This window comes from Tepidiphilus thermophilus (genome assembly GCF_001418245.1).
In the GTDB taxonomy this organism is placed as follows: domain Bacteria; phylum Pseudomonadota; class Gammaproteobacteria; order Burkholderiales; family Rhodocyclaceae; genus Tepidiphilus; species Tepidiphilus succinatimandens.
Window position 1 is genome coordinate 77,661 of sequence record NZ_LIPU01000006.1, and the last position, 12,113, is coordinate 89,773.

General features: G+C 68.6%; 12 protein-coding genes. 2 read left to right on the forward strand and 10 right to left on the reverse strand.

Annotated elements, in window-relative coordinates:
- Nucleotides 1-49 precede the first annotated feature (49 nt).
- Complete coding sequence (locus ASC37_RS06595; protein ID WP_055423613.1) at nucleotides 50-1,300, forward strand: MFS transporter; 1,251 nt, start codon at nucleotides 50-52, stop codon at nucleotides 1,298-1,300.
- A 23-nt stretch (nucleotides 1,301-1,323) separates the two neighbouring features.
- Nucleotides 1,324-3,414 (forward strand): M3 family metallopeptidase, encoded by a 2,091-nt coding sequence (locus ASC37_RS06600; protein WP_055423614.1) that lies wholly within the window; start codon nucleotides 1,324-1,326, stop codon nucleotides 3,412-3,414.
- An 18-nt stretch (nucleotides 3,415-3,432) separates the two neighbouring features.
- On the opposite strand, the gene ubiD is transcribed toward ASC37_RS06600, so the two are convergent.
- Genes ubiD through ASC37_RS06650 form a run of 10 tightly spaced genes read right to left on the reverse strand, consistent with a single transcriptional unit; the run spans nucleotide 3,433 to nucleotide 12,106 of the window.
- Nucleotides 3,433-4,923 carry a 4-hydroxy-3-polyprenylbenzoate decarboxylase gene (ubiD, locus tag ASC37_RS06605; RefSeq protein WP_055423651.1) on the reverse strand — a complete coding sequence of 497 codons (1,491 nt, stop codon included), beginning with the start codon at nucleotides 4,921-4,923 and terminating at the stop codon, nucleotides 3,433-3,435.
- A 5-nt stretch (nucleotides 4,924-4,928) separates the two neighbouring features.
- On the reverse strand, nucleotides 4,929-5,774 hold the full coding sequence (pyrF, locus tag ASC37_RS06610; protein ID WP_055423615.1) for an orotidine-5'-phosphate decarboxylase: 846 nt from the start codon (nucleotides 5,772-5,774) through the stop codon (nucleotides 4,929-4,931).
- A gap of 12 nt (nucleotides 5,775-5,786) precedes the next feature.
- Nucleotides 5,787-6,662, reverse strand: coding sequence for a 4-hydroxybenzoate octaprenyltransferase (gene ubiA / locus ASC37_RS06615; protein WP_055423616.1), 876 nt, complete (start codon nucleotides 6,660-6,662; stop codon nucleotides 5,787-5,789).
- Nucleotides 6,663-6,668: 6 nt separating this feature from the next.
- Nucleotides 6,669-7,229 carry a chorismate--pyruvate lyase family protein gene (locus tag ASC37_RS06620; RefSeq protein ID WP_088178276.1) on the reverse strand — a complete coding sequence of 187 codons (561 nt, stop codon included), beginning with the start codon at nucleotides 7,227-7,229 and terminating at the stop codon, nucleotides 6,669-6,671.
- Nucleotides 7,222-9,276 (reverse strand): ATP-dependent DNA helicase RecG, encoded by a 2,055-nt coding sequence (recG, locus tag ASC37_RS06625; RefSeq protein WP_072247942.1) that lies wholly within the window; start codon nucleotides 9,274-9,276, stop codon nucleotides 7,222-7,224. Before recG ends, ASC37_RS06620 begins: the two co-directional genes overlap by 8 nt.
- Nucleotides 9,277-9,283: 7 nt before the next feature.
- The gene (locus ASC37_RS06630) at nucleotides 9,284-9,664 is read right to left on the reverse strand and encodes a RidA family protein (protein WP_055423617.1); all 381 of its coding nucleotides are present in this window, start codon (nucleotides 9,662-9,664) and stop codon (nucleotides 9,284-9,286) included.
- Between the two features lie 11 nt (nucleotides 9,665-9,675).
- Nucleotides 9,676-10,131, reverse strand: a complete 456-nt coding sequence (gene fliW, locus ASC37_RS06635; RefSeq protein WP_055423618.1) for a flagellar assembly protein FliW — start codon at nucleotides 10,129-10,131, stop codon at nucleotides 9,676-9,678.
- 31 nt (nucleotides 10,132-10,162) lie between these two features.
- Complete coding sequence (locus ASC37_RS06640; RefSeq protein WP_055423619.1) at nucleotides 10,163-10,777, reverse strand: SPOR domain-containing protein; 615 nt, start codon at nucleotides 10,775-10,777, stop codon at nucleotides 10,163-10,165.
- Nucleotides 10,774-11,262, reverse strand: coding sequence for a DUF2802 domain-containing protein (locus ASC37_RS06645; protein WP_055423620.1), 489 nt, complete (start codon nucleotides 11,260-11,262; stop codon nucleotides 10,774-10,776). The genes ASC37_RS06640 and ASC37_RS06645 overlap by 4 nt, the downstream gene beginning before the upstream one ends.
- 43 nt (nucleotides 11,263-11,305) lie before the next feature.
- The gene (locus ASC37_RS06650; RefSeq protein ID WP_055423621.1) at nucleotides 11,306-12,106 is read right to left on the reverse strand and encodes an enoyl-CoA hydratase/isomerase family protein; all 801 of its coding nucleotides are present in this window, start codon (nucleotides 12,104-12,106) and stop codon (nucleotides 11,306-11,308) included.
- Nucleotides 12,107-12,113: the final 7 nt, after the last annotated feature.

Sequence of the window (12,113 nt, forward strand, 5' to 3'; positions counted from 1 at the left end):
GCGCAGCCCCCCTCGCCGCGATTCCGAAAACAAAAAGAGGAGACTCCCTATGGCCTACAGCCGCCGCACGACGGCGCTCGTCGTCGTCATCGCCGCCTACGTTTTGTCCTTCTTCCACCGCTTCGCCCCCGCTGGCATCGCCACCGAGCTCGCTGCGGCCTTCCACACCAGCGCCGCCTCGCTCGGCACGCTCGCCGCCACCTATTTTTACGTCTACACGCTGATGCAGCTGCCCACTGGCATCCTCGCCGACACCGTGGGGCCGCGGCGCATCATCGTGGCGGGCGGGTTCGTCGCCGCCGCGGGAAGTCTCCTCTTCGCGCTCGCCCCGTCGCTGGAAGTGGCACTCGCCGGACGCACCCTCACGGGCCTTGGCGTGTCGGTCACCTTCATCGCCATGCTCAAGCTCTTCGCCCTGTGGTACGACGAGCGGCGTTTCGCCTCCCTGGTGGGTCTGGGCATGTTCGTCGGCAACCTCGGCTCGGTGCTCGCCGGCACGCCGCTCACGGCGCTTGCGCAACTCACCGGCTGGCGCGGCGTGTTCGTGGCTACGGCGCTGGCGTCGCTCGCCATCGCCGTGCTGTGCTGGCGGCTCATCGAACCGGAGCAGCCGGGCACCCTCAAGCGCTTCGACCGTACCGTGATCCTCGGCGGATTGGCGACCATCCTGCGCAACCGCGCCACCTGGCCCGCCGTGCTCGCCAACTTCGGCATCGCCGGCAGCTTTTTCGCCTTCGCCGGCCTGTGGGCTACCCCCTACCTCATGAGCGTGCACGGGCTGACGAAACTGCAGGCTTCGCACCACCTCTCTCTCTACTTTCTCGCCTTCGCCGTAGGGTGCCTGGCCATCGGGTCCTTGTCGGACCGGCTCGCGCGGCGCAAGGCGGTGCTGATTCCCGCCGCCGCCGTCTACCTCGCCTGCTGGGGCGTGTGCCTCTTTGCCGGCCCCCTGCCCGAGCGCCTCACCTTCCCCCTCTTCGCCCTCATGGGCCTTGCGACCTCTTCCTTCTCGCTCACCTGGGCCTGCGCCAAGGAGGTCAATCCGTCGGCGCTCTCGGGCATGAGTACGGCGCTCACCAACATGGGCGGATTCCTCGGCGGCGCCCTTCTGCAGCCGCTCGCCGGCGCGCTCATCGACCATGCCTGGAACGGCACGGTGGTCGACGGCGTGCGGATCTACGCGCCCGAGCATTTCACCGCGGCGATCGCCTGCCTGGCCGGCGCCGCCGCCCTCGGTTTTCTCGGCGCCTGTCTCGTGCGCGAGACACGCGCCCGCAACCAGTGGCAAAATCCCGCCTGAAGAGAATCCACCTCGAGGACACGATGAACGCACCAGAGCATCCGCTGCTGCAACCCTTTCAACTCCCTCCCTTCGACCGCCTCCGGCCGGAGGACGTCGAGCCGGTCATCACCGAACTCATCGCGCGGGCCCGCGCCGCGATCGACCACGCGATGGATGAGCGCACCCCGCCCACTTGGGAAGACTTCGTCGCACCGCTCGAACACGCGCTCGAGCAGCTCTCGGACGCATGGGGCGTGATCGGACACCTGCACAGCGTGATGGACACTCCCGCCTGGCGCGAGGCCTATAACAAGCTGCTCCCCGAAGTCACGCGTTTCTGGACGGAACTGGGGCAGAACGAGGCGCTCTACCGCAAGACGCAGGCGCTCGCGCAAAGCCCCGAATTCGCCCGCCTCTCGCCCGAGCGCCGCCGCGTGATCGAGCTCGACCTGCGCGACCATCGGCTTGCCGGCGCGGAACTGCCGCCCGAGAAGAAACCCCGCCACCGCGACATCCAGCAGGAACTGTCGGCGCTCGCGGCCAGGTTCTCGGAAAACGTGCTCGATGCGACCAACGCCTACCAGGAGTGGATCGAGGACGAGGCGCAACTTTCCGGCATCCCGGAGGAAGTGCGGGCCATGGCGCGCGAGGCGGCGCAGGCGCAGAATCGCCCGGGCTGGTGCTTCACCCTGCAGATGCCCTTCTACCTGCCGGTGATGCAGTACGCCGACGATCGGTCGCTGCGCGAGCGCATGTACCGGGCGCACGCCACGCGGGCCTCCGAGTTCGGCCCCCCCGAGCGCGACAACGGCCCGCTCATCGAACGCATCCTGGCGCTGCGCGGCGAAGAGGCGCTACTGCTGGGCTACCCCGACTACGCCAGCTACTCGCTCGTGCCCAAGATGGCCGACCATCCGGAGGAAGTCGCTTCCTTCCTGCGGGAACTCGCCGCCCGCGCCAAGCCCTTCGCCCTGCGCGACCTGGAAGAACTGCGCGCCTTCGCCCGCGACACCCTCGGGCTCGATCCGCTCGAACCGTGGGACATCGCCTATGCCTCGGAAAAATTGCGCCAGGCGCGCTACGACTATTCCGAACAGGAAGTGCGGCGCTACCTGCCGCTGCCGCGCGTCCTGGAGGGGCTCTTCGCCCTCTTGGAACGGCTCTTCGGCGTGCGCCTCGTGCCCGACACCGCCCCCGTGTGGCATCCGGACGTGACCTTCTACCGCGTCGAGCGCGACGGCGCGCCGATCGCCTATTTCTACGTCGACCTCTACGCCCGCGACACCAAACGTGGCGGCGCCTGGATGGACAGCGCCAAATCGCGCCGACGCGAGGACGAGTCCCTCATGCTGCCGGTGGCCTACCTCGTGTGCAACTTCGCCCCGCCGGTGGGCGGCAAGCCCCCCACGCTCACCCACGACGACGTGCTCACCCTCTTCCACGAAATGGGCCACGGACTGCATCACATGCTCACCCAGGTCGACGAAGCACCCATCTCGGGCATCAATCATGTCGAATGGGACGCGGTGGAGCTGCCAAGTCAGTTCATGGAAAACTTCGCCTGGGAATGGGAAGTGCTGCAGCACATCACCGCCCACGTCGACACGGGCGAGCCACTGCCGCGCCCGCTCTACGAGAAGATGCGCGCGGCGAAAAATTTCCAGGCCGGCATGCAGATGGTGCGCCAGATCGAATTCTCGCTCTTCGACCTGCGCATCCACCGCGAGCTTGCCAAGGCCCAGGAACCGGCGCCCGAACGCGTGCCGCTTGCCGAGGTACTGCGCATCCTGGAAGAAGTGCGCGACGAGGTGGCGGTGATCCGCCCGCCTTCCTGGCATCGCTTTCCCCAGAGCTTCTCGCACATCTTCGCCGGCGGCTATGCGGCCGGCTACTACAGCTACAAATGGGCCGAAGTGCTCTCGGCCGATGCCTACGAGGCGTTCGAGGAAGCCCAGGCGCGCACCGGCACCGTGCTCGATCCCGATACCGGACGCCGCTTCTGGCGCGAGATCCTCGCCGTGGGCGCAAGCCGCCCCGCGGCCGAATCCTTCCGCGCCTTCCGCGGCCGCGAGCCGCGCATCGACGCGCTGCTACGGCACAACGGGCTGGTGGAGAAAGCGGCGGGCGGCTAGAGGCGTCGCGCGGCGCCTTCAGCCGAGCAGCCGCTCGACGAGCGCCGCCGCGCGCGCCTCCACTTCCGGATCCTGGACGATGGCCCGGCCCCACTCACGCTGTGTCTCGCCGGGCCACTTGTTCGTGGCGTCGATCCCCATCTTGCTGCCCAGCCCGGCTTCGGGCGAGGCGAAGTCGAGATAGTCGATGGGCGTGTGCTCGGCGATCAGCGTGTCGCGCGCCGCATCCACGCGCGTGGTGAGCGCCCAGATCACTTCCTGCCAGTTGCGGATGTCGACGTCCTCGTCCACCACCACGATGAACTTGGTGTACATGAACTGGCGCAGGAAGCCCCAGATGCCGAACATCACACGCTTGGCGTGCCCTGGATAGGCCTTTTTGATCGACACCAGCGCCATGCGGTAGGAGCAGCCCTCCGGCGGCAGGTAGAAATCGACGATCTCCGGATACTGGCGCTGCAGCAGCGGCACGAAGACTTCGTTCAGGGCCACGCCCAGCACCGCCGGCTCGTCAGGCGGCTTGCCGGTGTAAGTGGTGTGGTAGATCGCATCGCGCCGCAGCGTGATGCGCTCGAGCGTGAGCACGGGGAAGACCGCCTGCTCGTTGTAATAGCCCGTGTGATCCCCGAATGGACCTTCGAGAGCCGTGTCGCCGGGATGGATGTGCCCTTCGAGCACGATCTCGGCGCGCGCCGGCACCTGCAAGCCCCCCACGGCCTCGGTGAGCTCGGTTTTGGCGCCGCGCAGCAAGCCGGCGAACTGGTACTCGGAAAGGGTATCGGGCACCGGCGTGACCGCGGCAAGGATGGTGGCCGGATCGCAGCCGATCACCACCGCCACGGGAAAAGGTTCGTCGGGGTGCAGACGGGCGTGTTCGGCGTAATCGATCGCCCCACCGCGATGGGCGAGCCAGCGCATGATCACCCGGTCTGACCCGATCACTTGCTGGCGGTAGATCCCCAGGTTCTGGCGCTTCTTGTGCGGCCCGCGGGTGACCACCAGCCCCCAGGTGATGAGCGGACCCGCATCCCGCGGCCAGCAGTGCTGGATGGGCAGCCGGGAAAGGTCGAGCTCCGCCCCCTCCCACACTACTTCGCGGCAGGGCGCGCGCGAGACGACCTTCGGCGCCATGTCGAGCACCTTGCGCAGCACCGGCATCTTCTCCCAGGCGTCGCGCCAGCCCCGCGGCGGCTCCGGTTCTTTCAGATAAGCGAGCAGGCGCCCGACGTCGCGCAGCGGCTCGCGCCAGTCGCCGTCCTCGCCCACGTCCTGCCCCATGCCCAGCAACACCCGGCGCGGCGTGCCGAAGAGATTGGCAAGCGCCGGGATCGAATGCGTCCGGCCTTGGGTGTGCGGACGCTCGACGAGCAGCGCCGGTCCCTGGCGTCGCAGGACGCGCTCGGCAAGCGCCGTGAGCTCCAGGTGCGTATCCACGGGTTCGGACACCCGTTTGAGCTCGCCCAGCGCCTCGAGCCGGGCGCAGAACTCGCGCAGATCGGCAAACGCCACGGCGCTCATCCCAGATCGGCGAGCAACGCACGCACCTCGGCCACGAGGGACTGCGCCGCCGCGGCAGAGGCTTGCTGCCAATCCTCGCCCTCACTCGCGTAGAGGATGGCGCGCGAGGAATTGAGGATCAGGCCGGGAAACTCGGGACGCCACCAGCCGGCGCGCACCGTGGCCGCCAGGTCGCCGCCCTGCGCACCAATGCCCGGCACGAGCAGCGGCACGCCCGGCGCGAACGAGCGCACCCGCGCCACTTCCTGCGGCCAGGTCGCGCCCACCACCAAGCCCGCCTGCCCGTTCGTATTCCACGGGCCAGCAGCCAGGCGCGCCACGCGCTCGAAGAGCCGCTCGCCGCCAGCCAGCTCCAGCGCCTGCAGCTCGGCGCTTCCCGGATTGGACGTGCGGCACAGCACGAACACCCCCTTGCCCGGGTAAGCGAAGAAAGGTTCGAGCGAGTCGCCGCCCAGATAGGGATTCACCGTGACCGCATCGGCCCCGTAACGCTCGAAGGCTTCGCGCGCATAGTGACGGGCGGTGGAGCCGATGTCACCGCGCTTGGCGTCCAGGATCACGGCAATGTCGGGATGATGCAGCTTCACGTGGGCGACGAGCCGCTCGAGCACGCTCTCCAAACCCAGGGCGGCGAAATGCGCGATCTGCGGCTTGAAGGCGCACACGTAAGGCGCGCACGCCTCGATCACCTCGCGGCAGAACACCCAGACCCCCTCGGCGAGCGGCAAAGCGCGCACGCTGCGCGGCAGGCGTTCCGGTTCCGGATCCAGCCCCACACAGAGTAGCCGCGCCGGATCGCGCCAGCGCCCGCGCAGCAATTCGAGGAAAGCCGTCTGCGTCACTTCGTTCTCCCTTCAAGCACGCCACAGATCGAGCACGACGCCGGCAAAGAGCACGAGCCCGATGTAGTTGTTGTGCAGGAATGCCTTGAAGCAGCGCGCCGGCTCGCGCGTGCCGATGAGCTCCAGATGGTAAGCAGCGATGCCCGCGGCCACCACCAAGGAGACGAGGAAAGGCGCCCCGGCCCCGGCGAGGATGCCGGCGCGCGCCCACAGGGCAAAGGCCGCGAGGTAACAGAGAAACACCGCCAGCACGTCCCAGCGCCCGAAGGTGATGGCCGAAGAATGCACCGGCAGTTTCAGGTCGTCGGGGCGGTCGGCCATGGCGTATTCGGTGTCATAGGCGATGGTCCAGAAGAAGTTGGCGGCAAAGAGCGTCCAGCACGCCGCGTCGGTTTCGCCGCGGATCGCCACCCAGGCCATGGGGATGCCGAAGGAAAACGCCACGCCCAGGTAAGCCTGGGGCACCGGCAGAAAGCGCTTGGTGAAGGGATAGGTGGCAGCGATCACGAGCGCCGGCACCGACCACGCCACCACCCTCCAGCCTAGGGGCAGCACCAGGAGGAAGGCAAGCCCGGCCAGCACCGCGGCGACCTTGAGCGCCTCCTGGGGCGAGATCTTTCCGGCGGCAAGCGGCCGCTCGCGCGTGCGTTCGACGTGGGCATCGAAGTCGCGGTCGGCCCAGTCGTTGATGGCGCAGCCCGCCGAACGCATGAGGAAGGTTCCCACCACGAAAACGAAGAAGACCCCCGGCGGCGGCACCCCGCCTGCGGCCCACCACAGGGCGATCAGAGTCGGCCACAGCAGCAGCAGCGTGCCGATGGGGCGATCACCTCGGATCAGTTGCCAATAGAGCGGCAGGCGCGCGCTCCAGTCGAAATTCGCGTTCATCGCTCGTCACGTCGGTGCCATGAGAAAGTCGATCGGCGGCAGGAACACCTCACTCACGAGCAGCGGCGCCCCCGCCCGCCAAAAGAGCGAGCGCCGCGCCCACAAGCCCGGCGGCACTTCCCGCCACAGCGCCGATGCGCGATGATACCGCGGATCGCGCGCATCGAGCCGCACCGTCTGCACGGTGCCGCGGTGCACCGTCGGATCGGTGAAGAGCGCCGCGCCCAGCGGACGGTTGCCGATGCGCTGCAGCAGGCGCCACGGGTATCGCAGCCCCTGCCGCGTGGCGAGCGAGCGCGCGAATACCACCGGCGCGCCGTCGGCGAGCAGCGCCACCTCGCGCACGCGCACCCTCGCCCGGATTGGCACGTTCAGGGCGATCGCCTCGTCCGGATAGGGGTGACCCCACCCCTCGAACAGGCGGCGCACGGCGAACTCCCGGCAATGCGCCCGGATGCGGGCGGTGAGCGAGCCGCGTTCGGCCAGCCATGGCCCCAGGCGGCGCGGCGCCCCCAAAGCCAGCCCGGCGCGCCAGCGCGGCACGAAGAAGAGCGTGCCCTCAGGCATGGAGCCACGCCCCGCCGCCCGGCACCCAGCGCCGGATGAGGGTTTCGGCGAGCGCCGGATCGCGCGCGAGCACCTCGTCGGCGAGCTGCTGCGCGAGCGGCACCAGATCCTCGTCCGCCACCAGGTCGGCCACGCGCAGGCTGGGCACGCCGCTCTGGCGCAGCCCGACGAATTCGCCCGGGCCGCGCAGCCGCAAATCCTCGCGCGCGAGCGCGAAACCATCGTCGTTGGCGCGAATCGCCGCGAGCCGTTCGCGCGCCGTGGCCGACAGCGGCTCGCCGTAGCACAGCACGCAAAAAGACGCCTCGCTGCCACGCCCCACGCGCCCGCGCAGCTGATGCAGCTGCGCCAGGCCGAATCGCTCGGCGTGATCGATCACCATGAGGCTCGCGTTGGCCACGTCCACGCCCACCTCGATCACGGTGGTCGCCACCAGCACGTCGAGGGCGCCAGCCACGAACCGCGCCATCACCTCCTGCTTTTCTTCATTCTTGAGCCGCCCGTGCAGTAGGCCGACCCGCAGCTCCGGCATCGTCGCGGCAAGCTCCTGCCAGGTGGCGGTCGCCGCCTGCAGGTCCAACACTTCCGATTCTTCGATCAAGGGGCAGACCCAATAGGCCTGTCGCCCCTGGGCGCACCAGCGGCGCACCCGCTCGATGAGCTCGCCTCGGCGCCTCTGCGACAGCAGCACGGTCTGCACCGGCTGGCGCCCCGGCGGGCGCTCGTCGAGCAGCGACACTTCCAGGTCGGCGTAGATCGCCAGCGCGAGCGTGCGCGGAATGGGGGTGGCGGACATCATCAGAAGGTGCGGCGAGAGCCCCTCGCCTGCCTTCGCGCGCAGGGCGAAGCGCTGGCGCACGCCGAAGCGGTGCTGCTCGTCGACCACCGCGAGCGCCAGACGCGGCAGAGCCACCGCCTCTTCGATGAGCGCGTGCGTGCCGACCACCAGCAGCGGTTCCCCTTCGGCAAGCCGGGCGCGCAGCGCCTGCGCCGCCTTGGCCGGGGTGGCGGCGGTGAGCAGCGCCACCTCGATCCCGGCCGGAGCGAGCCACTCACCGAGTTTGCGCGCATGCTGGACGGCGAGGATCTCGGTGGGCACCATCAGCGCTCCTTGGTGCCCTCCATCCAGCGCCCGCGCGAGCGCGAGCGCCGCCACCACCGTCTTGCCGCTGCCCACGTCGCCCAGGAGCAAGCGGTGCATCGGATGGGGTTTTTCCAGATCGGCGTCGATCTCGGCGAGCACCCGCCGCTGCGCGGCGGTGAGGGTAAAAGGCAATGCCTCGCGCAGCGCCCGGCGCACCGGACCTTCTTCTTCGGGCAAGGCCGGTGCCGTGGCCGCGAGCCGCACGGCGCGCGCGCGGCGCATCGACGCCTGCTGCGCCACCAATTCCTCCAGCTTGAGACGGCGGCGCGCGTATTCCAGCCGACGTTCATCGGCACCGGCGGGGGGCGTGTGCAGGAATTCGAGCGCCTCGCGCAGCGGTGGCAAGTGCTCACGCGCGCGCAGCGTCTCGTCGAGCCACTCGGCGGGCGCAACCACCTCCAGCGCCCGGCGCACCAGACGGCGCAAAAGCCCCTGCGACAATCCTTCCACGCTCGGATAGACCGGCGTGAGGCGATCGGGCAGGGGCGATTCGATCGGCACCAGCCGCGGATGGAACATCTCGCGCTCGCCGAAGAACCCGACCCGGATTTCACCGAACCAGCGCATGTGCTTACCCGGCTCCAGCCGTTTGGCGGTACCGGCATAGACGTGCAGCCAGCGCCCGGTGAGCAGGCCCGTGCCGTCGTCCAGATGCGCGACGAGCTGTGGTCGCGGCCCCTCCTTGCGCTCCACCCGCACGATGCGGCCTTCCACGAGCACGGACGAACCGGCCTGCGCCTGCGCCACGGGCGTGACGCGCGTCTCGTCTTCGTAGCGCAGCGGCAGGAGAAAAAGGAGATCCTCGGGGCGCATCACCCCGAGTTTCACCAGGCGCGCGGCTACCGCCGGGCCGACGCCCGGCCAGGATTCCAGCGGATGGCGGAAAGGCGCTTGCGCAGGCAAGGCCGGATCACGCCCCCAGCCAGACGACGGCCTCGGCCTCCACCATCGCCCCGCGCGGCAGCCCTTTCACCTCCACCGCCGAGCGTGCCGGATAGGGCGCGGTGAAGTAGCGCGCCATCACCTCGTTGACGGTGGCAAAATAAGACAGATCGGTGAGAAAGACCGTGAGCTTGACCACCTGATCGAGGCTCGCCCCGGCCGCCTCCACCACCGACTTCAGATTGGCGAACACGCGCTCGCACTGGGCGGCGAATTCGGCCGGAAGCGTCATCGTGGCCGGATCGAGCCCCAGCTGGCCGGAGAGATAGAGCGTATCGCCGGCGAACACCGCCTGGGAATAGGTGCCGATCGCCGCCGGAGCCTTGTCGGTATTGACGTGACGTCGCATTGCCCTGCTCCTTACGCCCGCACGACCATTTCACAGCTGAAGCGCTCGAGCACTTTCTGCAGTCCGCGGCGCGCGGCGGTGTTGATGAGGAGCGGCCCCATGAAGTTCGCCCGCAAGCCGGTGTCCTGCGGCGTGTTCGCCTCGGCTCCATCGGCTCGGCGCACGATCACGGCCAAGGCCACATCCTCGGGCTTTTCGATCTGCAACTGGGCCGCCTCGCCGTCGGAGAGGGTGATCTCGTAGCGCACGCCCAAGGCATCCGGGCTCACCACGGAAAAGGCCACTTCGGGATCGTCCAGACTCTGCAGGATGAAGACCTTGGGACGATCTTCGCCCGCCTTCCCTTCCGCATCGTGCGCCAGCATGAAACGCTTGCACGCCTCGAACCCTGGTAGGCCATTGGGAAACTCGATCACCTTGTCTTCGGCCACGTCCACTTCGCCCAACACCGGACTTTGCAGTTTCATCGCACACCTCCTTACCGTTGATTTGAATGTCTCACTTGACCTGCATCACACCGGCAGCGCCGAGCTTGTGCTGGCGTTTGAGCCGTTCGGCCACCTGCTGCGCTTCCTGGCGCGTGGCATAAGGGCCGACCAACACCCTGGACTGCAGCCGCGCCGGAAAACCCAGCGCATCCAGCTGCCCGGCGAGTCGCTCGGCAGCGTCCAGCCGGCCAAACACGCCCACCGGCACATAATATCCCTTGTCCAGAGGTTTCGAACGCATAGCAAAGGGGGATTTCTCCGGCATTTCCGCCGATGGGGCGGGCGCAGACGCCTCGCCGTGCAGGGTTTCCGCTCCGCGGAGATCGTTGCCGGGAGAAATGCGCTCGGTATGCTCGGCCGTGGCGCGTTCCGGCGCAGCCGGTTCGGGGCGAGTTTGCTCCGGCGAAGCGCTGGCGTTTCCGGAGGGTTGTTCGGGAGAAACAGGGGCAACGCGCGCCGACACTTTCGCCGCAACGACGGGCACCGCGACGGGGGGCGCAGGTTTGGGCGCCTTTTGCTCGTTCGCCAGGTACCACAGCGCGAAAGCCGCCACGGCGGCGAGCACGGAGGCGGGCGCCACCCGCTTCCAGGGAAAAGGTGTGGAAGTCCCCTTGCCCGCCTTCATGGTGCAGTTCCCCGGTCGCCGCGCGCCATCGCCACCAACAGCTCCGCCTCGCCGAGCGTGATGCCGCAGCGCGCGGCGATCGCTGGTGCATCGAGCCCACGGCGGGCAAGCACCATCGGCTCTACATATTCGGGGGAAGCGGCGAGCGGTTCGACGGGGGAAGGCGCCGGAGCCGGTTCTGCCGCAGCAGACTGTTCGAGGCGCTGCAATCGGTCGAGGATCTGCTGCAGCTGACGGGCGTGCTCATCGAGCGCGTGCTGCATCGCCTCACAGCGGCGCTCCAGCGTCTTCACCGTGAGATCGAGCCCGAAAGGAGCGGCCGACTGCGGCAAAGGCGGAGAAGCCATCCGTTGCCGGACACGCCACCAGCGCACGACCTCGAACACCACCCAGGCGATGCTCGCCACCAGGATCCCGCCGATCACCCACTGCACGCTCAGCGCTCCGCCGTCCTTTACCTCGGCAATGATAAAGCCGTCCGGCATTCCCGCCAAGCGGGGAAGATCGAGGCATGCACCGAAAGCGCGTTCAGCGACCGCGGAAACGTGGCTTGCGCTTGGCGAGGAAGGCTTCGATGCCTTCGACGAAATCCTCGGTGGCGCTGCAGTCGCCAAACGCCTCGGCCTCGGCGAGGAGCTGCGCTTCCAGGCTCTGTTCGAGCGAATCGGCGAGCAGCGAGCGGATACGCCCATAGGCATAGCTCGGTCCGGCGGCCAGGCGTGCGGCCAGCGCCTCGACTTCGGCATCGAGCGCTTCGGGCGCGACCACGCGGTTGACGAGCCCCAGTTCCAAGGCACGCTGCGCGTCGAAGCGTTCCGCGAGGAGGAAAAGCTCCGCCGCACGCCGGCTACCGACCGCCCGGGGTAAGAAGTAGGACAACCCCCCGTCGGCCGGAAGCCCCAGCATGGCATAGGCCGTGGTAAACACCGCGTCGCTCGAGGCGATCGCCAGATCGCAGGCGAGCATGAGCGACATGCCGAAGCCGGCGCAGGCGCCGCTCACCTTCGCCACTACCGGACAGGGCACGCGGCTCAGGCGCTCCACCACCGGATTCACCCGCTGCTCGATCGCGGTGCGAAACGTTTCACGTCGCTCGCCGGGCGTGCGGTCGAGCAGGCGGGAGAAATCGCGGATGTCGCCGCCGGCCATGAAATGCCCGCCGCGCCCGCTCACCACCAGCACGCGCAGATCAGTACGCTGCACCAAAGCGGCGCTCGCCGCGTCGAGCGCTTCCATCATGTCGAACGACAAGGCGTTGAGCGACTCCGGACGGTTGAGCTCCAACCGTCCGATTCCGTCGACCACCTCCCACAGCACCGTCTGCGCCATACTTCCT